Source organism: Streptomyces sp. NPDC002446 (genome assembly GCF_053595675.1).
Genome location: NZ_JBSFYC010000003.1, coordinates 151,148 through 171,753, shown reverse-complemented (window position 1 = coordinate 171,753; position 20,606 = coordinate 151,148). Strand labels below are relative to the sequence as shown.

The window sequence follows — 20,606 nt, the reverse complement described above, 5'->3', positions numbered from 1 at the left end:
CCGGCCGGCCCCGCAATCCCGGATCACCCCCAGGTGATCAGCCGCTTCGGCCGCTCCAGCACCGCCGCGACATCCGCGAGCAGCTTGGAGCCCAGTTCACCGTCGATCAGCCGGTGGTCGAAGGACAGCGCGAGGGTGGTGACCTGCCGGGCCTTCACCTTGCCCTTGTGGACCCACGGCTGAAGCTTGACCGCACCGAAGGCGAGGATCGCCGACTCTCCCGGGTTGAGGATCGGCGTACCGGTGTCGACGCCGAAGACGCCGACGTTGGTGATGGTGACCGTGCCGCCGGTCATCGCCGCCGGGGAGGTCTTGCCCTCGCGGGCGGTGGCCACCAGATCGCCCAGCTCCGCGGCGAGTTGCGGCAGCGTCTTGGCGGCGGCGTCCTTGATGTTCGGGACGATCAGCCCGCGCGGCGTGGCCGCCGCGATCCCGAGGTTGACGTAGTCCTTGTAGACGATCTCCTGATTCGCCTCGTCCCAGGACGCGTTGACCTCCGGGTGGCGCTTGATGGCGACCAGCAGAGCCTTGGCGACGAGCAGCAGGGGGTTGACCCGCAGCCCCGCCATGTCCGGGTCCTGCTTCAGCTCCTGGACGAGCTTCATCGTCCGGGTCACGTCGACGGTGATGAACTCCGTGACATGCGGCGCGGTGAAGGCACTGGCGACCATCGCCTGTGCGGTGGCCTTGCGTACGCCCTTGACCGGTACCCGGCGCTCGCGGGCGGCGGCGTCGACGATGGCGGGCTCGGCCGGGGCCACGGCCGTCGGCACGGGGATCTCGGCCGGAGCCGGGGCCGGGGCGGCGGCCGCATGCACGTCCTCGCGGGTGATGATCCCGTCCGGCCCGGTCGGCACGATGGTCGCCAGGTCGATGCCGAGGTCCTTGGCGAGCTTGCGCACCGGGGGCTTGGCCAGCGGCCGGCCGGCGGAGGCGGCGGGCGCGGGGCTCGCGGCCGGAGCGGCGGGGACGGCCGGAGCCACCGGGACGGCGACCGGCGCCGGTGCGGTGCGCCCGTTCAGCTCCGCCTGGAGTGCGGCGGTCACCGGCTCCGGCTGGGCCGGCACACCGGGCTGCGGCTTGCGGGCCCGGCGCTTGGTCGAGGACGGCGCGGCGCCGTAGCCGACCAGCACTGCCTGGCGGCCCTGCGGCTCGGCGTCCTCCTCGTCGGACACGGCGGCGGTCTGCTCCGCGCCCTGCGCGGCCGGCGCCCCGGCGGGTCCGGCTCCGGGATCGGTGTCCACGGAGATGATCACGGTGCCGACGTCGACGGTGACGCCCTCGCCGAAGCGCAACTCGTGCACCACCCCGTCGTAGGGGATGGGCAGTTCGACGGCGGCCTTGGCGGTCTCGACCTCACAGACGACCTGGCCGTCGGTGACGGTGTCGCCGGGCTGGACGTACCACTTGAGGATCTCTGCCTCGGTGAGCCCCTCGCCCACGTCGGGCATCTTGAACTCGCGGAAGCGCTGGGCGTTGGCGGTACCTGCAGTCATGGTCACGAACTCTCCTCAAACCCTCAGTACGCCAACGCACGGTCGACGGCGTCGAGCACCCGGTCCAGTCCCGGAAGGTACTCGTCCTCCAGCCGGGAGGGCGGGTACGGGGAGTGGAAGCCGCCGACCCGCAGGACCGGAGCCTCCAGGTGGTAGAAGCTCCGCTCGGTGATCCGGGCGGCGATCTCCGCACCGGGGCCGAAGAACGTCGGAGCCTCGTGGACGACGACCAGCCGGCCCGTCTTCTCCACCGACGCCTGCACGGTGTCGAAGTCGATCGGGGACAGCGAGCGCAGGTCGACGACCTCGACCGACTTGCCCTCCTCGGCCGCGACCTTGGCGGCGTCCAGGCAGACCTTCACCATCGGGCCGTAGGCGGCCAGTGTGAGGTCGGAACCGCTCTGGGCGATCCGGGCCTTGTGCAGCGGGTCGGGGATCGATTCCGTGTCCAGCCGCGACTTGTCGTGGTAGCGGCGCTTGGGTTCGAAGTAGATGACCGGGTCGTCGCCCGCGATGGCCTGCTGGAGCATCCAGTAGGCGTCGGAGGAGTTCGAGGGGGAGACGATCTTGAGGCCCGCGACATGCGCGAAGAGCGCCTCGGGGGACTCGGAGTGGTGCTCGACCGCGCCGATTCCGCCCGCGTACGGGATGCGGATGACGACCGGCACCTTGACCTTGCCCAGCGCGCGGGCGTGCATCTTGGCGAGCTGGGTGACGATCTGGTCGTAGGCGGGGAAGACGAAGCCGTCGAACTGGATCTCGACGACCGGGCGGTAGCCGCGCAGCGCCAGGCCGATCGCGGTGCCGACGATGCCGGACTCCGCGAGCGGGGTGTCGATCACCCGGTCCTCGCCGAAGTCCTTCTGGAGGCCGTCGGTGACGCGGAAGACGCCGCCGAGCTTGCCGACGTCCTCGCCCATGACGAGGACCTTGGGGTCGGCCTCCATGGAGGCGCGGAGCGACTCGTTGATCGCCTTGGCGATGGTGATCTTCTCGAAGACGGTCATGGTCAGTTCCCCTCCGCGACGGTCTCGGCATCGGCGAACGACGCCTGGTACGCGGCGAACTGCGCGCGCTCCTCATCGACGAGCGCATGCCCGTCGGCATAGACATTCTCGAAGATCGCCATGTGGTCCGGGTCCGGCATGGCGCGTACGACCTCGCGGACCCGCTTGCCCAGGGCCTCGCTCTCCTCGTCGATCGACGCGAGGTAGGCCTCGTCCACCAGGCCCTCGTCCTGCAGATACGTCCGCAGCCGGCGGATCGGGTCCTTGGCCTCCCAGGCCGCCCGCTCCTCGTCCGCGCGGTACCGCGTCGGGTCGTCGGAGGTGGTGTGCGCACCCATGCGGTAGGTGAACGCCTCGATCAGCATCGGGCCCTGGCCGGTCCGCGCCCGCTCCAGCGCCGCCTTGGTCACCGCGAGACAGGCCAGTACGTCATTGCCGTCGACCCGTACGCCGGGGAATCCGAAGCCGCGGGCGCGCTGGTAGAGCGGTACCCGGGTCTGCCGCTCGGTGGGCTCGGAAATCGCCCACTGGTTGTTCTGGCAGAAGAACACGACCGGGGCGTTGTAGACCGCGGAGAAGGTGAAGGATTCCGCGACGTCTCCCTGGCTGGAGGCGCCGTCACCGAAGTACGCGATCACCGCGGAATCCGCGCCGTCCTTCTGCACCCCCATCGCATAGCCGGTCGCATGCAGGGTCTGCGAACCGATGACGATGGTGTAGAGGTGGAAGTTGTTGCTGTTGGGATCCCAGCCGCCGTGGTTGACCCCGCGGAACATGCCCAGCAGGTTCGTCGGGTCGACGCCGCGGCACCACGCCACACCGTGCTCGCGGTAGGTCGGGAAGACGTAGTCGTCGTCGCGCAGCGCGCGGCCGGAGCCGATCTGGGCCGCCTCCTGGCCCAGCAGCGAGGCCCACAGGCCCAGTTCGCCCTGGCGCTGGAGAGTGGTCGCCTCGGCGTCGAACTTCCGCGTCAGCACCATGTCGCGGTAGAGCCCGCGCAGTTCCTCGGGGGACAGGTCGATCGAGTAGTCCGGGTGCTCGACCCGCTTCCCTTCGGGGGTCAGCAGTTGTACGAGCTCATCCTGCTCCGCCTGCTCGGGCCGGCCGGTCGTGCGGGCCTTGGCCGGGGACGCCTTCGTTGCCGGCGCCGCCTTCTTGGCGGTGGTGCGCTTGCTGCTGCGGGCGTTCTTCCGCTGCGCAGTGCCTTCCACGGTCACGTGCTGCTCCTCCGTCTGTCCGGCCCCCGGGGTCCGCCGGTGGCCGTATTGCGGCTCACCCGGTATCCGATACGGCGCACGGGGTGTGTGCGAACGCGGCCGGATCCGGGTGGAACAAAGCTCCCGGAAGGTGGCCTGCTCATTGCACGTTACCCATTGTCAAAGCCGAAGTGGAAACGGCGCTGACCTGCGATTTTGCTTGGATTTCCAAGTAAATCGCGAAGGCTTGGAACAACTCCTGGTCACAGCGTTGCAGGCCGCCGGGACAACGGCACGTTATATCGGTGACCTAGAGCACGGGAAGACTTGATGTGTGAGACTGGGTTGGTGCGCGAAGACGGAAAAATCACGGTATTCCTGCTCGATGATCATGAGGTCGTCCGACGCGGCGTCCACGAAATGCTCGCTACCGAAGAGGACATCGAGGTGGTCGGCGAGGCCGGCACCGCCGCAGACGCCCTGGTCAGGATCCCGGCGACGCGTCCCGACGTGGCGGTGCTCGACGTCCGGCTGCCGGACGGCAGCGGTGTCGAGGTCTGCCGCGAGATCCGGTCACAGGACGAGGACATCAAATGCCTGATGCTCACCTCTTTCGCGGACGACGAAGCCCTTTTTGATGCAATTATGGCCGGTGCATCCGGTTATGTCCTCAAGGCCATTCGGGGCAATGAGCTGCTCTCCGCGGTACGTGATGTGGCGGCGGGCAAGTCGCTGCTCGATCCCGTGGCCACCGCCCGGGTCCTGGAGCGGCTGCGCGACGGCAGCGCCGCCAAGGGCGACGACCGGCTGGCGAGCCTGACCGAGCAGGAGCGCAAGATCCTCGATCTGATCGGCGAGGGGATGACCAACCGCGCGATCGGCGAGCGGCTGCACCTCGCGGAGAAGACGATCAAGAACTATGTCTCCAGCCTGCTGTCCAAGCTCGGCATGGAGCGCCGCTCCCAGGCCGCCGCATATGTCGCGCGGCGGCAGGCCGAGCGGCACTGACCCGGTAGCGGGCACCCGAAGGCCGCCGCCCGGCTCATGACATTTCGGGACCATCGTCCCGTTTCCTCGGGCTGCTGGGCCCTACTGGCCGGCCCGGCCCGAACGGCAAGGTGGGGCCATGCCCACCGACGACTACCGTGCCATCGAGCTGCTCGGCCGCACCCCCTACGGGCGGGTCTCGGCCAGTCGGCGGGCGCTGCCGTTCACCACCGTCACCCGGCATCTCGTCCTGGACGACGGCCGGCTGATGCTCCGGCTGCACCGCGGCTACGACTACCACCGGGCGCTGGACGGCAGTGTGGTCGCGTACGAGGCCGACAACATCAACAGCGGTGCGACCGACACCTGGTCCGTCCAGTTCACCGGCACCGCCCGGGTGGTCGACCCGACGCCCGCCGAACGCGAGCGCTTCGGCCCCACCCCGCGGCTGGCCGACGGCGTGCCCTTCGACCCGGTCTTTCTGCGCATCGAGCCGGAGTTCGTGACCCTGCACCACCTCACGGATGTGCCCGTCTTCTGCCCTGCGCACTCTGCGTAAGGCCTTCCGCCACAGCCACTCCGACGGGTGCAGTTGATCTAACATCTGGCGCGTGCTGCGCTCATCTGTAGTCCGGGCGGCGGCGACGCCCGCCAGAGACACCCTCGGATCCCTGCTCCGCCACTACACCGGCGCCGGCGCGCCGCTGTCCTGCGAGCCCGTCGCCGAAGGCCTGCTCAACCACGGCTACTTCCTCGCCACCACCCGCGGCCGCTACTTCCTCAAGCACCACCTGGACGGCGACCAGGCCGCCATCACCCGCCAGCACCGCGCCACCCGCCGGCTCGCCGCGCTCGGCCTGCCGGTCGCCCCCGCCGTCGCCGACGCGGACGGCCGCACGGTCACCGTCCTGGACGGCCGCTGCTACGCCCTGCACCCCTGGATCGAGGGCCGCCACCTCACCGGAGCCGCGCTGACCTGCGGCCAGTCCCGCCGGCTCGGCGCCCTGCTGGGGCTCGTCCACACCGCGCTGGGGCAGGTCATGGCGGACGAACCGCACCCTCCGCGGCCGCCCTGCGCGGACGCCGGCGCCGACCCCGCGCGGACCTTCGAGATGATCGACGAGCTGCTGGCGCTGGCCCGCAGCGCCCGCCCGCGCACCAGCTTCGACGAGCTCGCCGAGCACCGCCTGCTGGAACGCCGGACCCTGCTGGAACGCCAGGTGCACCGCCGCCCGGCCCCCGGCACGGAACCCGCCGCCGGCTGGGTGCACGGCGACTTCCACCCGCTCAATGTGCTCTACCGCGGCGCGGAACCGACCGCGATCGTCGACTGGGACCGGCTGAGCGTCCAACCGCGCGCCGAGGAGGCGGTCCGCGCCGCCGCGATCTTCTTCGTACGGCCCTGCGGCACCCTGGACCTGGCCAAGGTCGCGGCGTACGCGGGTGCCTACCGCAGCGCGTGCGGGGCCGACGCCGAGGAGCTGGCCGCGGCCGTCCACCGGGTGTGGTGGGAGCGGCTGAACGACTTCTGGATGCTCACCTGGCGCTACCAGCTCGGCGACCGCCGCACCGACCCGCAGTTCCCGGCGGCGGCCGCACTGGCCGTGTGGTGGACTCGCGAATACCGCGCCGTACGGGACGCGTTCACCCGCTGAGGCGGGCGGCGCGCCCGTATCAGCCGGTGCTACCCAGCGAGGCGCCGGCGTCCGTGCCGCTGCTGGTGGTCCCGCCGTCCGCGCCGGCGCTCGTTCCGGCGTCGGTGGTGCCGCCGTCCGTGGTGCCGCCGTCCGTCGGCCCGCCGTCCGTGGTCCCGCCGTCGTCCGTGCCGCCGACGGTCTCGGTGGGCGGCTCGGTCGTCGGCTCGCTGGTCGTGGGCGGCTCCGTGGTGGGCTCCTGAGTCGTCGGCTCCGTGGTCGGCTCCTGCGTCTCCGGCTGGGTGTACGTACCGCCGTCGCCGCCCGTGCCGCCGGGCTCGGTCTGCGGAGTGGTGGGATCCTCCGTCGGCGGCTCGGTGGTCTTCTCGTCCTTCGAAGGCGACGGGGACTGCGTGGTGGGCGTCTCGCGCTTGTTGTCCGAACCCTTGGTGTTCTGCATCGCGAAGGCCACACCCGCCGCGATGGCGATCACCGCGAGCGCCGCGATCAGCCAGATCTTGCCGCGGCCGCCCTTGGCCGGGCGGTGCCCGCCCTCGAAACCGCCGTCGTCCTCGCGCATGCGGGACGACAGGATCGGCTGGGCCGTGGTCTGGCCGGCGTCGGGGTGCGGCAGCGCGGTGGTGGCGGCGTTGCCCATGGACGGGGTGTGACCGCCCTCGTGCAGCGCGACCGGGCCGGTGTTCCAGGTGCCGGTGTGCCCGCCCTGCTCCTGCAGCATCTGCAGCGAGTACTGGACCAGGCCGCGCATCTCCTCGGCGGTCTGGAACCGGTCGTCGGGGTCCTTGGCCAGCGAACGCATGACCAGGCCGTCCAGCTCCGGCGGCACGTCGGCGACCTCGGAGGCCGGTACCGGCATGTCCTGCACGTGCTGGTAGACCACCGAGAGCGGGGTCTCGCCGGTGAACGGCGGCCGCAGCGTGAGGAGTTCGTACAGCAGGCAGCCGGTGGCGTAGAGGTCGGAGCGGGTGTCGACGGTCTTGCCGAGGGCCTGCTCGGGGGAGAGGTACTGGGGCGTACCCATGACCATGCCGGTCTGGGTCATCGTGGACTGCGCGCCGTGCAGGGCGCGGGCGATACCGAAGTCCATGACCTTGACGGCGCCGCTGTTCGTGATGATCACGTTCGCGGGCTTGATGTCACGGTGCACGATGCCGTGCTGGTGGCTGTAGGCCAGCGCCTCCAGCACCCCGGAGACGATGATCAGCGCCTGGTCCGGCGGCGGGGCGTCGGCGTTGAGCAGCAGATCGCGGATGGTGCGGCCCTCGACCAGCTCCATCACGATGTACGGCACGGTGTTGCCGCCGACCAGGTCCTCGCCGGAGTCGTAGACCGCCACCACCGCGTGGTGGTTCAGCCCGGCCACGGACTGCGCCTCACGCGTGAAGCGGGCCTTGGACACCGGGTCCTCGGCAAGGTCTGCGCGCAGCAGCTTCACGGCGACGGTACGGCCGAGGCGTACGTCCTCCGCCGCGAATACCTCTGCCATGCCGCCGCGGCCGAGCCGCCGCGTGAGCCGGTAGCGGCCGTCGCCGACCAGCCCGCCGTTGCCCCACATCTCCGGTGCGTCGGGGATATGGGAGCCGGTGGCCTCATGGTCGGACGGGCCCTGGGGGCTCTGCGTCGGTGCCATCGGTCCTCGCCGTCGAATCGATCCGCATGAAAGCGGTAAGGTCATCGGTCTTCGCTAGAGCACGCTACAGGCTCCGCGGCACCCGCCGGTCCGCCGTGGACCGGCCATCAAACCCGCCGAATGCCTGATATCGCAAGTTCACCCGGGGTGATCGAGGGTGCAGATCGTCTCAGTGCCGTGACGGGATCTTGCACATCTGGTCACGGAACGGGCACACGGCTTGACGTGTCCGAGGCCTGGGGCAGACTTGGCTGCGGAATTCCAGATTTTGATCGCTACACGTGCGGGTAGTGGGCCGTGCGCCTAGGGGGAAGCGGAACGATGAGCCAGGACGGCGCTCAGGGCCAATTCGAGGGCCGTTCGGTCGGCGGAGGACGTTACCAGCTTCGTGATCTTCTCGGGGCGGGCGGCATGGCGTCCGTGCACCTCGCCTACGACAGCGTGCTGGACCGCGAGGTCGCGATCAAGACCCTGCACACCGAACTCGGTCGTGAGCAGGCCTTCCGCGAGCGCTTCCGCCGCGAGGCGCAGTCCGTGGCGAAGCTCACGCACACCAATATCGTTTCGGTCTTCGACTCCGGCGAGGACGAGCTCGACGGCGCGATGGTGCCGTACATCGTCATGGAGTACGTCGCGGGCCAGCCGCTGCGCTCCGACCTGGACAACGACATCGCCCAGCATGGCGCGATGCCGACGGAAAAAGCCCTGAAGATCACGGCCGATGTGCTGGCCGCGCTCGAAGTCAGCCATGAGATGGGCCTGGTCCACCGCGACATCAAGCCCGGCAACGTGATGCTGAACAAGCGGAACGTCGTCAAGGTCATGGACTTCGGTATCGCCCGCGCCATGCAGTCCGGCGTGACGTCCATGACGCAGACCGGCATGGTCGTCGGTACCCCGCAGTACCTCTCGCCCGAGCAGGCGCTGGGCCGCGGTGTGGACGCCCGCTCCGACCTCTACTCCGTCGGCATCATGCTCTTCGAGCTGCTGACCGGCCAGCTGCCGTTCGACGCGGACTCCCCGCTCGCCATCGCGTACGCCCATGTCCAGGAAGAGCCGCCGGTCCCGTCGAGCATCAACCGCTCGCTGCCGCCGGCCGTGGACGCGCTGGTCGCCCGCGCGCTGAAGAAGAACCCCAACGAACGCTTCCCGACCGCCGAGGCGATGCGGGACGAGTGCCTGCGGATCGCCGGGTCCGGACAGTCCGGCGCGACGCCGCTGATCATCGGCGAGGGTCCGCGGGCGCGCACCAGCGGCTCGTCGGTGTCCTCCGCCGTGTTCCCCACGGCGTCCGGCAATCCGCAGACCCCGGCCCCGCCGAGCGTCCAGCAGCCCTACCAGCCGACGCAGGCGGCCGGGTTCGGGCCCCAGACGCCCCCGCCGCCGAACAATGCCTACCCGACCCCGGCGCCCGGCCCGGCCCCCGCGCCGTTCAACGCCGGTGGCTTCCAGGCCCCGCCGCCGTACACCCCGCCGCCCGTGACGGCCTCGATGCCGACGACCGGCAGCCCCGCGCCGCGCAAGAACAACACCCCGGTGATCGTCGTCTCGGCGATAGTCGGCGTGGTCGTGGTCACCGCAATAGCCATCGGTATCGGGCTCAGCGCCGGCGGCAGCAGCGACGACCCGGACACCGATCCGACGTCGAGCTACTCCTACTCGGCGTCGCCCACCCAGAGCGTCATGCCCGAGGACAAGACGCGGACGGTCTCGACCTCCGACTGCACGAACCCGTCGAAGCCCTACAGCGAGCCGTCCAAGATCTACTTCCCGTTCCTCACCTACAAGAACCTGGACTCGGTGAAGGCCTGCCTCAACGCGGCGGGCTGGAAGTACAAGGTCACGGAGGAGAACCGCGGGTACACCGCCAAGAACACGGTCATCGCGACGAAGCCGGGAGGCTTCGACCGATGGGACCCGAAGAGCGGCGAGACGATCGAGCTGACCATCTCGACCGGGCACTACTAAATCGGGCACACGCAGCAAAGAGGGCCGGCACGCAGTTCGCGTGCCGGCCCCTTCTGCTCTGGCCTGCCGGGCCGCTACGAGGAACGGGCCGGGTCTTAGAGGTACGGGCCCGAGCGGGCACCGCCGTGACCGGACTGGCCTTCATCGCTGTCGACCGGAGCCATGCCGGGCGGCAGCGCACGGCGCATCTGCTCCAGCTGGGCGCGAGCGGCCATCTGCTGAGCGAACAGTGCGGTTTGAATGCCGTGGAAGAGTCCCTCCAGCCAGCCCACCAGCTGAGCCTGAGCGATGCGCAGCTCCGCCTCCGTCGGCACCGACTCATCGGTGAACGGCAGCGACAGCCGCTCCAGCTCCTCGACCAGCTCGGGCGCCAGACCGTCCTCCAGCTCCTTGACCGAGCTGGAGTGGATCTCCTTGAGCCGGACCCGGCTTGCCTCGTCCAGAGGAGCGGCCTTCACCTCTTCCAGCAGCTGCTTGATCATGCTGCCGATGCGCATGACCTTCGCAGGCTGTTCGACCATGTCCGTCACCGGGACCTCGCGGGGCTCCTCGCCGTCGTCCCCGCCGCCGGAGGCGGCACCGCCGAGGGCCATGCCGTCCGGGCCGACAACCAGGACGTGCGGGTTCTCCTGCGACCGTTCGTTCATCGGCATATCCATGCCGCCATTCTCTCGTACGAGGGCTTATGAACGGTGGTGCCCCCGGGAGAAGGTGATCCACCATTCCGGACGGATCCGACGGCCGTTGTTTCACGTGAAACAACGGATTCCCTCGGTTTCACGTGAAACGTCGGCATCAGTGCTCTGTTTCACGTGAAACCGGTAGTGCCGGTGCTCCGTTTCACGTGAAACCGAGCGCCGGGCCGGTGCCCTGTTTCACGTGAAACAGGCAGGTCAGCCTCGACGCAGCCGTAGGCCGAGAAAGGCGAGGCCCAGGCCGGTCAGGGCGAGGCCGGCGCCCATCGGAAGGACCCGCTCGACCGGTGCCTGCGGAGCTTCCAGCGCGTACGGGCGCGCCGTCGCGGTCGACTCGTCGTCCGTGCGTCCCGGCTCGGGGGCCGCCTTCCCTCCAGCGGTCGGCGTCGGGACCGGCGGCAGCGCCTCGTACCGGTGCTCACTGCGCCGTTCGCTGCGCCGCTTCGTGCTCTTGTCGCGGTGCGGCGGCGAGGGCCGTGCCACGGAGGTGTCGGCACGGGATTCGGACGCTGAACGCGTATGGCGCTTCGGCGACGGGGCGTGCCGCCGGGGCCGGGGGTGCGCACGATCGGTGTCCCGCCCGCTCGCCGGCCGGCCCGACCTGGGGCCGCCGGACCGCGGCACATCTCCGTCGCCGCGGTAGGTGCCGAAGTACGGCAGGTCCGGCAGCGCGAACCCAGGGCCGAACGGGTGATGCAGGCGGTGCCACCGCCCGTGTCCGCGGTGGTGGTGCGACGGCCGGTGCGGGAGGCCCGCGAGGGCGTAAGGCAGAGCGGAGAAGGCATCCGACAGTTCCCGGAGGCCGGCCGGGGCTCCTGGGTGGCCTGCGTGGCCGCGGCCCGCTCCGGACTTCCCGTCGCCCGGCGAGAGATCGCTCAGATGGTCCTCGGCCGCGAAATCGTAGGGTTCGAAGAGATCGGGGCCGAGCACTTCGGATGCGTAGTCGTCGGGCGGATCGCCCGGGTGGGTGCGGTTCGGGGGACGGTCGGCCGGTGTGGCCTGCCGGTCCGAGGCCGCAGCGGAGGCGGCCCCCGCCGGGACGGGCAGGACGACGGCGGCGACCAACAGACCGGTGGCGATGCGCGAACGGAAACCTGGAGCGACCACAGTGCCCCTCCCGTGCCGAGCCGTCGGGTGACCTGCTCAGCGTCACATGTGATCAGATTCACGGCATCTCGAGGCTGTCGGCGGGGTTAGCCGCCGGCCGTGCGGGAGGGGCGGCGCACGGGTCGGGGTGGCGTCGGCTCAGACCGTCAGCACGACCTTCCCGACGTGTGCACTCGCATCCACCACGCGGTGCGCCTCGGCGGCCTCCGCCATCGGGAGCGTGCGGTCCACGATCGCCCGGACCTGGCCGTTGCCGATCAGCGGCCAGACATGCTCGCGTACGGCGGCGACGATTGCCGCCTTCTCGTTCAGCGGGCGGGCGCGCAACCCGGCGCCGGTGATCGCGGCGCGCTTGGCCATCAGCGCGGCGAGGTTCAGCTCCGCCTTCACCCCGCCCTGCAGCCCGATGATCGCCAGTCGTCCGCTGACGGCCAGCGCCTTGACGTTCCGCTGCAGGTACTTCGCGCCGATGATGTCGAGGATGACGTCCGCGCCCTTGCCGTCGGTGGCCTTGCGGATCTCCTGGACGAAGTCCTGCTCGCGGTAGTCGATGAGGATGTCCGCACCCAACTCGGCGCAACGGGCCAGCTTTTCCGGGCCGCCCGCGGTGACCGCGACGCGTGCCCCGACCGCCTTGGCGAGCTGGATCGCCATCGTGCCGATACCGCTGGCACCGCCGTGGACCAGCAGCGTCTCGCCCGGCCGCAGGTGCGCGATCATGAAGACATTCGACCAGACCGTGCAGGTCACCTCGGGCAGTGCGGCGGCGGTGACCAGGTCCAGCCCGGTCGGCAGCGGCAGTACCTGCCCCGCCGGGACGGCGACCTTCTCCGCGTAACCGCCGCCCGCCAGCAGCGCGCACACCTCGTCACCGACGGCCCAGCCGTGCACCCCGGGGCCGACCGCGGTGATCCGTCCCGAGCACTCCAGCCCGGGGTACGGGGAGGAGCCGGGCGGCGGGTCGTAGAAACCCTGACGCTGCAGCAGATCGGCGCGGTTCACGGCGCTGGCCGCGACCTCGATCAGGACCTCGCCCTCGGCGGGCAGCGGATCGGGCACTTCCGCCCAGACAAGTGCTTCGGGGCCACCGGGCTCCGGGATAGTGATCGCTCGCATGGGCGCGAGGCTACTCGCCGTCCGTGCACGGAGCGACGGTGCGGGGGCCGCCGACTACCACCGTGCGGCCTCCCACCCGCCTGTGAAGCCCGGTTATTCATCCACCCGGCGCATCGGGGAGACGCTGGTGCCCGGGAGCGTCGGCTTTCCGGCCTGCTTGCCGGGGAGGTCCTGCTCCGGTGTCGCCGCCGCGCGGATGATGGTGATCAGGCGGTCCGTGCTCTGCAGCGGGCTGGCCTCCGGATCGTCATATCCCAGGAGGCGGTGGCCGCGCAGCACGGACACGACCAGGTCGTCGGTCTCCCGTACGGACTTGCCGACCTCGGCCTTGACCACCGGGCGTTCGACCAGGTCCAGGCCGCTGCCCTGCTGGATCAGATCCTCCATGACGGTGCCCGCGCTGGGGCTGTGCACGGAGAGCCCCAGCAGCCGGCCGGCCGCGCTGGCCGAGGTGATCACGGCGTCGGCGCCGGACTGCCGCAGCAGCGGGGCGTTCTCCTCCTCCCGCACCGCCGCGACGATGTTGGCCTTCTTGTTGAGCTGACGCGCGGTCAGCGAGACCAGCACGGCGGTGTCATCGCGCTGGGTGGCGATGACGACCTGATGCGCGCGCTGGATCTCGGCCCGGATCAGAACGTCGCTGCGGGTCGCGTCGCCGACCACCCCCGCGAACCCCTCGGACACCGCCGCCTCGATCACCTTGGTGCTGGGGTCGACGATGACGATGCGGTCGCGGCTCAGCCCCGTCGCACGGAGGGTCTGCACGGCGGAGCGGCCCTTGGTCCCGAAGCCGACGATGACGGTGTGGTCGCGCAAGGCGTCTCTCCAGCGTTTCAGTTGCCACTGCTCGCGGGTGCGCTCGGTCAGCACCTCCAGTGTGGTGCCGACCAGGATGATCAGGAAGATCACCCGCAGCGGCGTGATGAGCAGGATGTTCAGCAGCCGCGCGCCGTCGCCGTACGGGACGATATCGCCGTAGCCCGTGGTGGAGAGCGTGACGGTCGCGTAGTAGAAGCAGTCGAGCAGGTCGACCGCGCCGTCGGCGTTGTCGTGGTACTCGTCGCGGTCTATCCAGACGATGAAGACCGTCGCGAGCAGGACGAGCAGCGCCATCATCAGACGGCGGGCGACCTGCCGCAGCGGCGCCTTGGGTGCGCGGCGCGGCAGCATCACCCGGTGGGAGCGGTCCTCGGGCACTTCATGCGCCGCGGCGTCCTGGGACGGCAGTTTCACGTGGCACCCCCGGTGGGTTCGGATGGGTCCCCGGGTGCCGCCCAGCCCATGGACGAGTCCGGCGTCCAGCCCGCTGACCAACTCGCTGACCAGGGAAGTTCCAGGAGTTCAAGCTCGGCTCCGGGCTCCGCGCCGCCCGGCGGGACGACGGCCAGCGCATCGGCGGCGGCGATCCCGCGGAGCATGGCGGGGCCGTGGAAGCGCAGCGGCTCCGCCAGCAGGCCCTGGTGTTCGTCGTCGCGGTAGGCCACCGGGACGAGCCGGGTGTCCTGCGGATGCCCGTGGACGGCGGCGCTCAGCGGCGTACGGTACGGGGCCGCCGGCCGGCGGGCGGCGAGCGTACGCAGCAGCGGCTCGGCGAGCGTGCACAGGCCGGAGACGGCGGCGAGGGGGTTGCCGGGCAGGCCGACGAGGTGCCGCCGCGGGGCGAGCCGGGCGAGCAGCATGGGGTGGCCGGGGCGTACCGCCACGCCGTCCACCAGCAGCTCGGCGTCCAGGCGGCGCAGGGTGGGGTGCAGATGGTCGACCGGGCCCGACGCGGTGCCGCCGGTGGTGATCACCACATCGGCGGTGGACTCCGCGACGGCCGCGTACAGCGTGTCGGCGTCATCGGCGAGATGGCGCGGTACGGCCGCCTCGACGCCCAGCGCATGCAGCCAGGGCGCGAGCATCGGCCCGAGCGCGTCCCGGATCCGGCCCTCCCGGGGCAGCCCCTCGTCCAGCAACTCATCGCCCAGGACGAACACTTCGGCCCGGGGCCGTGGGTAGGCGGTCAGCTCGTCGTAGCCCGCGGCCGCGGCCAGACCGAGGACGGCGGGGGTCACCAGGGCTCCGGCGGGCAGGAGGCGGTCGCCGCGGCGGCACTCCTGGCCGCGCGGGCGGATGTCCTGGCCGGGCGGCGCGGGCCGTGGCGCGTACAGCCGCTGCCCGCCGTCGCTCAGCCGGCGGACCTCACCGTGCTCGCTGCGCAGCACGGCGGTGGCGCCGACCGGGATGCGCGCGCCGGTCGCGATCGGGATCGCATGGCCGTCGGGGAGCGTCTCGATGGGGGCGTGGCCGGCGAGGATGCCGGGGTGCGGGCCGGTCTCGGCCTCGTCGGCGGGGCCGTCGATGCGCCAGGGCCCGGGGCCGGAGACCGCCCAGCCGTCCATCGCCGCGGTGTCGAACGACGGCAGGTCGGTGAGCGCGGTGAGCGGCGCGGCGAGGATGCGGCCCAGCGCAGCAGCGAGCGCGGTGGTCGTGGGCGGGGGCGGGCCGGGTACGGCGTGTGCGGCGATCCGGCGGGCGGTGTGCCAAGGGAGGTCGGCCGACGGCGCCGCGGGAGGCGTGTCTTGGGCGGCGCAGTGGCTGTTCTCGCAGGTGGCGCGGTCATGGGAGGCGGCTGCGCGGGCGTGGTGGGCGGTGTGCGGGGTGCCGCCCCCGCCGCCTCCGGCGCCGCTGGTGGCCCGTGCGTCGGCCGCCACGGCCGGGCGGACGCCGTTGGCCAGCGCGAGCGCATCGTCGAACGGGTCGCCGTGCCCCTCGCCGGATGCCGCCCGCGGCACGCCGTCGGCCTCCCCGCCGCACTCACCGACCGTCATTCGGCGGGCTTCGCGTCGGATCCCGCGGCGCCGCCGGAACCGGCCGTACCGCCGGACTCCGCGGCCTCCGCCGCCCACCGGCTGGCCAGCGCGGCGGCCCGGTCGGACAGCTCCTTCACATCCCGGCCCTGCCGTCCCGCCGCGTAGCCGATCAGGAAGGTCGTCAGCGGCGCGGCCGGGCGGGCCACGCCGTGCGCCGCATCCCGCGCGAGATCGAGAAGCGCCGCCGTGTCGACATCGAGCTCGATGCCGAGTTCGGCCTTGACTGCGGTGATCCATTCGTCCAACACGTGTCCATGCTCCCTGATGCGGGCGCGTGCCGCGCCGATGTCCTCCCAGGTGTCGCAGTCGAAGGATGCGCTGGATGTGGCGTCCGGGACCCGTTCCACCGCCAGCCGGTCCAGCACAGCGCGCAGCGGCAGTCCGGCCAGGGTGCCGCGCTCGGCGCGCACCCGCGTCAGCTCACGGCGCAGCGACGCGGCCCGGTAGGCGGCCACCAGCGGCTGGTCCCGGCCTGAGGCGTCCTGGAGCATCGCGCCGTCACAGGGCGGGTCATGGGGTGTGGAATCGCCGCCCGGCCCGGCACCGCCTGCCGTTCGTGTCGCCGCCGACAGGAGGCTGCGTACGGTCGCAACCGTCAGGAACGGCAGGTCGGCGGAGAGGACGAGCACCGTCGGGGCGGTGCTGTGCCGCAGGCCGGCGTCCAGCGCGGCGAGCGGGCCGCCGCCCGGCGGGTCCTCCAGGGCATGGACCACGGCGCGGGCGGTCGGGCGTCCGGGGCCGACGACGACGGTGATCGCCGCATCCGGGCAGGCGGCGATCACCCGGTCCAGGAGGGAGCGGCCGCCGACGGACAGGGCGGGCTTGTCCGCCCCGCCGAGCCGCCGGGCCGCTCCTCCGGCCAGGACGATGGCGTCGTGGTCGGTGTGGTCGCTCATCCCCTGAGTATCGCCAAGGGCGCGGAGATCACACAGGTGCCGTACCCGACGCGGCGTGAGCTCTGCCGCAGCGGGCGGCCGTCTCCGCCGTGGGCGAAGCCGCCGTCAGAGCCCCCGCAGCAGCAGCGCGGGCCGCTCGACGCAGTCGGCCACGAAGCGCAGGAAGCCACCGGCGGTGCCGCCGTCGCACACCCGGTGATCGAAGGTGAGCGAGAGCTGGACGACCTGCCGGACGGCCAACTCGCCTTCGTGCACCCAGGGTTTGGCGGCTATCCGGCCGATGCCGAGCATCGCCGCCTCCGGGTGGTTGATGATCGGCGTGGAGCCGTCGACGCCGAAGACGCCGTAGTTGTTGAGGGTGAAGGTGCCGTGTGTCAGCTCGGCCAGCGACAGCCCGCCGGACCTGGCCTTCTCCGTGAGCCGGGCGATCTCGGCGGACAGGTCCTCGGCCGTACGGGCCTGTGCGTCCCGCACGACCGGCACCACCAGGCCGCGATCGGTCTGGGCCGCGAAGCCCAGATGAACGGCAGGCAGCCGGACGATCTCCTGGGTCCTGGTGTCGACGGTGGCGTTGAGCTGGGGGAACCGTGCGAGCGCGGCCGTGGTGATCCGGGCCAGCAGCGCGAGCAGCGACACCTTCGCAGCGCCCGGAACGTTCATCGCCCTGCGGGCGGCGAGGAGTTCGGTGGCATCGGCGTCCACCCAGCAGGTCGCCTCCGGGATCTCCCGGCGGCTGCGGCTGAAATTCTCGGCGGCCGCACCGAGCATTCCCTTCAGCGGGATCCGCTCCTCCTCGCCGGCCGTCGCGGGCCCGGCAGCGGTCGCGGCGGTAGAAGCGGCGTCCCTGTCCGCTGCAGCCGTCACACCGGCTCCGGCCGTCTCGCGCTCCCGCAGCGCCCGGATCGCGCACTCCACGTCGGTACGGAGAATCAGGCCGTCCCTGCCGGATCCCGTCAACTCCCGCAGATCCAGGCCGTGCTCCCGCGCCATCCGGCGCACCAGCGGGGAGATGACGGCCGCCGTGCGGCTCCCGTCGTCCACCGCGCCGGCCCCGGCCGGCCCGGCCGCACCGGTGCCGCCGGCTGCCGCTCCGGTGCCCACGGCTGCCCCGACAGCCGGAGCGCCGGGCTGGTCCGCCCCGTTGGCCACCGGCTCCGGCGGCCTCGGCGTTCCGGACGGGGAGCCCCCTGTGCCCCCCGGCCGGATCCGGCGCCGCCGCGCCGCCGCCGCGCTCGTGCCGTAACCGACGAGCACGTTCCCGGAACCGGCATCCGCCGTGTCCGCCGCCGGAGCGGCAGCCCCACCAGGGCCGCCGGCCCCGTCGGACGACGCGCCGGGAGCTTCGCCCGCCGGTCCGCTCCCCGCCAGGTCCTCCGGCACCGCGCCCACCGCGACCGTCACCAGCGGCGCGCCCACCGGGACCTCGGCGCCCTCCTCACCGAAGCGGGCGGTCACCACACCGCCATACGGGCACGGCACCTCCACCATCGCCTTGGCGGTCTCGACCTCCACCACCGGCTGGTCGATGGCCACCACCTCACCGACCTCGACCAGCCAGTGCACGATCGTCGCCTCAGTGAGGCCCTCCCCCAGGTCGGGCAGGGTGAATTCGCGGACCACGGCCATCACTCACCACGTCCCTCGGTCCAGTCCGACTCCCACTGGAGGCGGGCGACGGTGTCCAGAATCCGGTCCACGCCCGGCAGGTGGTGCCGCTCCAGCATCGGCGGCGGATAGGGGATGTCGAAGCCGGCGACGCGCAGCACCGGCGCCTCCAGGTGGTGGAAGCAGCGCTCGGTGATCCGTGCGGCGATCTCACCGCCGGGACCGCCGAACCCGTTGGACTCATGGACGATCACGGCCCGTCCGGTGCGCCGAACCGACGCGCAGACCGTGGCGTCGTCGAACGGCACCAGTGAGCGCAGGTCGACCACTTCCAGGTCCCAGCCCTCGGCCCGGGCGGCCTCGGCGGCCTCCAGACAGACCGGGAGGGAAGGACCGTAGGTGATCAGGGTGGCGCTGCTGCCGCGGCGCCGGACCGCGGCCTGCCCCAGGGGGGCGACCGGTGCGGGCGCGTCGGGCGACCAGTCGGCCTTGGACCAGTAGAGCCGCTTGGGCTCCAGGAAGACGACCGGGTCGTCGGAGGCGATGGCGGCCCGCAGCAGCCCGTAGGCGTCCTCGACGGTCGCCGGGGTGACGACCTGGAGCCCCGGGGTGGCGAGGTAGTACGCCTCGGAGGAGTCGCTGTGGTGCTCCACGCCGCCGATCCCGCCGCCGTAGGGGACGCGGATGGTCAGCGGCATCGGCAGCGCGCCGCGGGTGCGGTTGCGCATCCGGGCGACATGGCTGACCAGCTGCTCGAACGCCGGGTAGGCGAACGCGTCGAACTGCATCTCGACGACCGGCCGCAGCCCGTACATCGCCATGCCGACGGCGGTGCCCAGGATGCCGGCCTCGGCAAGGGCGGTGTCCGTGCAGCGGTCCTCGCCGAACTCCTTGGCCAGGCCGTCGGTGACACGGAAGACACCGCCCAGGGTGCCGACGTCCTCGCCCATGACATGGACGGACGGGTCCTCGGCCATGGCGTCGTGCAGTGCGCGGGTCAGCGCCTGCGCCATGGTGGCGGGCTTGCGCGCGGTCGCCGGAGCGGTCGTCGTCATGGCCTGGCCTCCTCGGCGGACCCGTCGGCGTCCGCTGCGTCCTTGGTGTGTCCGTCGGCCTCGGCGTCCAGTTCGGCGCGCAACTGCGCTGCCTGCGCGCGGAGTTGACTGGTCTGCTCGGCGAATACGTGGTGGAAGAGATCCATCGGGTCCAGCTCCGGGTCGGCGTTCATCCCGTCCCTCAGGTCGGCCGCCAGCTGCTCGGCGCCCTCCCTGGTCGCCTCGACGAAGGCGTCGGTCAGCAGCCGGCGCTCCGCCAGCTCATGCTCCAGAAGGGCTATCGGGTCGTGCGCCTTCCAGGTCTCGACCTCGGCGTCGGTGCGGTAGCGGGTGGCGTCGTCGGCGTTGGTGTGGGCCTCGATGCGGTAGGTGACGGCCTCGATGAGGGTGGGGCCGCCGCCGCTGCGGGCACGCTGCACGGCCTCGGTGAGGACTTCGAGCATCGCGGGCGCGTCATTGCCGTCGACCAGGCGGCCCGGCATGCCGTAGCCGACCGCCTTGTGGGCGAGCGACGGTGCTGCGGTCTGCTTGGCCAGCGGCACGGAGATCGCGAAGCCGTTGTTCTGGACGAGGAAGACGACCGGTGCCTGCCAGAGCGCCGCGAAGTTCAGCGCCTCGTGGAAGTCGCCCTCGCTCGTGCCGCCGTCGCCGACCATCGCCAGCGCCACCACGTCATCGCCCTTGAGGCGGGCGGCGTGCGCCAGGCCGACGGCATGCGGCAACTGGGTGGCGAGCGGGGTGCACAGCGGGGCGATGCGGTGTTCATGCGGGTCGTAGCCGCTGTGCCAGTCGCCGCGCAGCAGCGTGAGCGCCTGTACGGGGTCGAGGCCGCGGGCCACCGCCGCCAGGGTGTCGCGGTAGCTGGGGAAGAGCCAGTCACGGTCTTCGAGCGCCAGCGCGGCGGCGACCTCGCAGGCCTCCTGTCCGGTGGAGGAGGGGTAGACCGCGAGGCGGCCCTGCCGGGTCAGGGCCGTGGCCTGGGCGTTGTAGCGGCGGCCACGCACCAGCTGGGCGTACAGCTGGGTCAGCAGTCCGGAGTCGAGCCGGGCCGCGGCGTCCGTCCCCAGGATGCGGTACGGCTCCGCGTCGGGCAGGAGGGGCGCGGGATCGACGCGCGGCCGCCACGCGGGCGGCGGACCAGCCAGGCTGCTCTTGTTCCTGCTGCTGCCGGGCTGCTCAAGGACCGTCATGTCGAGCACCTCCTCGGATCGAAGGGGGTGGCGCGATGCGCCTCATGTGGGTGGTGGGCGGACGGCGGATGGGCAGGATGGAATCGGTCGGGGCGGGTGCGCCCTTCCCTACCGATTGTTCGGTCGCTGATGCAATTTGGCTACAGGC

At 71.8% G+C, this 20,606-nt stretch carries 17 protein-coding genes; 4 read left to right on the top strand and 13 right to left on the bottom strand.

All coding sequences use genetic code 11. The features are described 5' to 3' along the window. Positions 1–23: 23 nt before the first annotated feature. Genes ACWD6P_RS03970 through pdhA (ACWD6P_RS03960) form a run of 3 tightly spaced genes read right to left on the bottom strand, consistent with a single transcriptional unit; the run spans position 24 to position 3,720 of the window. Positions 24–1,496: a dihydrolipoamide acetyltransferase family protein gene (locus ACWD6P_RS03970; RefSeq protein WP_451442407.1), complete on the bottom strand. Its 1,473-nt coding sequence runs from the start codon at positions 1,494–1,496 to the stop codon at positions 24–26. Positions 1,497–1,519: 23 nt separating this feature from the next. After that, positions 1,520–2,503: an alpha-ketoacid dehydrogenase subunit beta gene (locus ACWD6P_RS03965; protein WP_451442406.1), complete on the bottom strand. Its 984-nt coding sequence runs from the start codon at positions 2,501–2,503 to the stop codon at positions 1,520–1,522. A 2-nt stretch (positions 2,504–2,505) separates the two neighbouring features. Beyond that, on the bottom strand, positions 2,506–3,720 hold the full coding sequence (gene pdhA / locus ACWD6P_RS03960) for a pyruvate dehydrogenase (acetyl-transferring) E1 component subunit alpha (protein WP_451442405.1): 1,215 nt from the start codon (positions 3,718–3,720) through the stop codon (positions 2,506–2,508). A gap of 327 nt (positions 3,721–4,047) precedes the next feature. Between pdhA (ACWD6P_RS03960) and ACWD6P_RS03955 the strand changes: the two genes are divergently transcribed. The 3 genes from ACWD6P_RS03955 (at position 4,048) to ACWD6P_RS03945 (ending at position 6,341) form a co-directional block, all read left to right on the top strand. Then, entirely contained in the window at positions 4,048–4,707 is a 660-nt protein-coding gene (locus ACWD6P_RS03955) for a response regulator (RefSeq protein ID WP_451442404.1), read from the top strand. A gap of 118 nt (positions 4,708–4,825) precedes the next feature. Next, positions 4,826–5,245, top strand: a complete 420-nt coding sequence (locus tag ACWD6P_RS03950) for a pyridoxamine 5'-phosphate oxidase family protein (protein ID WP_451442403.1) — start codon at positions 4,826–4,828, stop codon at positions 5,243–5,245. A gap of 52 nt (positions 5,246–5,297) precedes the next feature. Then, the gene (locus ACWD6P_RS03945) at positions 5,298–6,341 is read left to right on the top strand and encodes a phosphotransferase (protein WP_451442402.1); all 1,044 of its coding nucleotides are present in this window, start codon (positions 5,298–5,300) and stop codon (positions 6,339–6,341) included. A 19-nt stretch (positions 6,342–6,360) separates the two neighbouring features. Here the strand turns inward: ACWD6P_RS03945 and ACWD6P_RS03940 are convergent, their stop codons facing one another. Further along, positions 6,361–7,971 carry a protein kinase domain-containing protein gene (locus ACWD6P_RS03940; RefSeq protein WP_451442401.1) on the bottom strand — a complete coding sequence of 537 codons (1,611 nt, stop codon included), beginning with the start codon at positions 7,969–7,971 and terminating at the stop codon, positions 6,361–6,363. A gap of 321 nt (positions 7,972–8,292) precedes the next feature. Here ACWD6P_RS03940 and ACWD6P_RS03935 point away from each other — a divergent pair, with 321 nt between their 5' ends. Then, entirely contained in the window at positions 8,293–9,939 is a 1,647-nt protein-coding gene (locus ACWD6P_RS03935; RefSeq protein ID WP_451442400.1) for a protein kinase domain-containing protein, read from the top strand. Between the two features lie 95 nt (positions 9,940–10,034). Here ACWD6P_RS03935 and ACWD6P_RS03930 read toward each other — a convergent pair whose 3' ends face one another. From ACWD6P_RS03930 to pdhA (ACWD6P_RS03890), 9 genes are all read right to left on the bottom strand, one after another. Then, complete coding sequence (locus ACWD6P_RS03930) at positions 10,035–10,598, bottom strand: bacterial proteasome activator family protein (RefSeq protein WP_451442399.1); 564 nt, start codon at positions 10,596–10,598, stop codon at positions 10,035–10,037. Between the two features lie 234 nt (positions 10,599–10,832). Next, positions 10,833–11,741, bottom strand: a complete 909-nt coding sequence (locus ACWD6P_RS03925) for a hypothetical protein (RefSeq protein ID WP_451442398.1) — start codon at positions 11,739–11,741, stop codon at positions 10,833–10,835. Between the two features lie 138 nt (positions 11,742–11,879). Then, positions 11,880–12,857 carry an NAD(P)H-quinone oxidoreductase gene (locus ACWD6P_RS03920; RefSeq protein ID WP_451442397.1) on the bottom strand — a complete coding sequence of 326 codons (978 nt, stop codon included), beginning with the start codon at positions 12,855–12,857 and terminating at the stop codon, positions 11,880–11,882. A gap of 93 nt (positions 12,858–12,950) precedes the next feature. Continuing rightward, positions 12,951–14,090 carry a potassium channel family protein gene (locus ACWD6P_RS03915; protein WP_451442396.1) on the bottom strand — a complete coding sequence of 380 codons (1,140 nt, stop codon included), beginning with the start codon at positions 14,088–14,090 and terminating at the stop codon, positions 12,951–12,953. Further along, positions 14,087–15,670, bottom strand: a complete 1,584-nt coding sequence (locus ACWD6P_RS03910; RefSeq protein WP_451442395.1) for a molybdopterin molybdotransferase MoeA — start codon at positions 15,668–15,670, stop codon at positions 14,087–14,089. Before ACWD6P_RS03910 ends, ACWD6P_RS03915 begins: the two co-directional genes overlap by 4 nt. After that, entirely contained in the window at positions 15,667–16,608 is a 942-nt protein-coding gene (locus tag ACWD6P_RS03905; RefSeq protein ID WP_451442394.1) for a DUF6457 domain-containing protein, read from the bottom strand. Before ACWD6P_RS03905 ends, ACWD6P_RS03910 begins: the two co-directional genes overlap by 4 nt. A gap of 105 nt (positions 16,609–16,713) precedes the next feature. Then, on the bottom strand, positions 16,714–18,234 hold the full coding sequence (locus ACWD6P_RS03900) for a dihydrolipoamide acetyltransferase family protein (protein ID WP_451442393.1): 1,521 nt from the start codon (positions 18,232–18,234) through the stop codon (positions 16,714–16,716). Then, positions 18,234–19,268, bottom strand: a complete 1,035-nt coding sequence (locus tag ACWD6P_RS03895) for an alpha-ketoacid dehydrogenase subunit beta (protein WP_451442392.1) — start codon at positions 19,266–19,268, stop codon at positions 18,234–18,236. The genes ACWD6P_RS03900 and ACWD6P_RS03895 overlap by 1 nt, the downstream gene beginning before the upstream one ends. Beyond that, positions 19,265–20,458, bottom strand: a complete 1,194-nt coding sequence (gene pdhA, locus ACWD6P_RS03890) for a pyruvate dehydrogenase (acetyl-transferring) E1 component subunit alpha (protein ID WP_451442391.1) — start codon at positions 20,456–20,458, stop codon at positions 19,265–19,267. Before pdhA (ACWD6P_RS03890) ends, ACWD6P_RS03895 begins: the two co-directional genes overlap by 4 nt. Between the last annotated feature and the right edge of the window lie 148 nt (positions 20,459–20,606).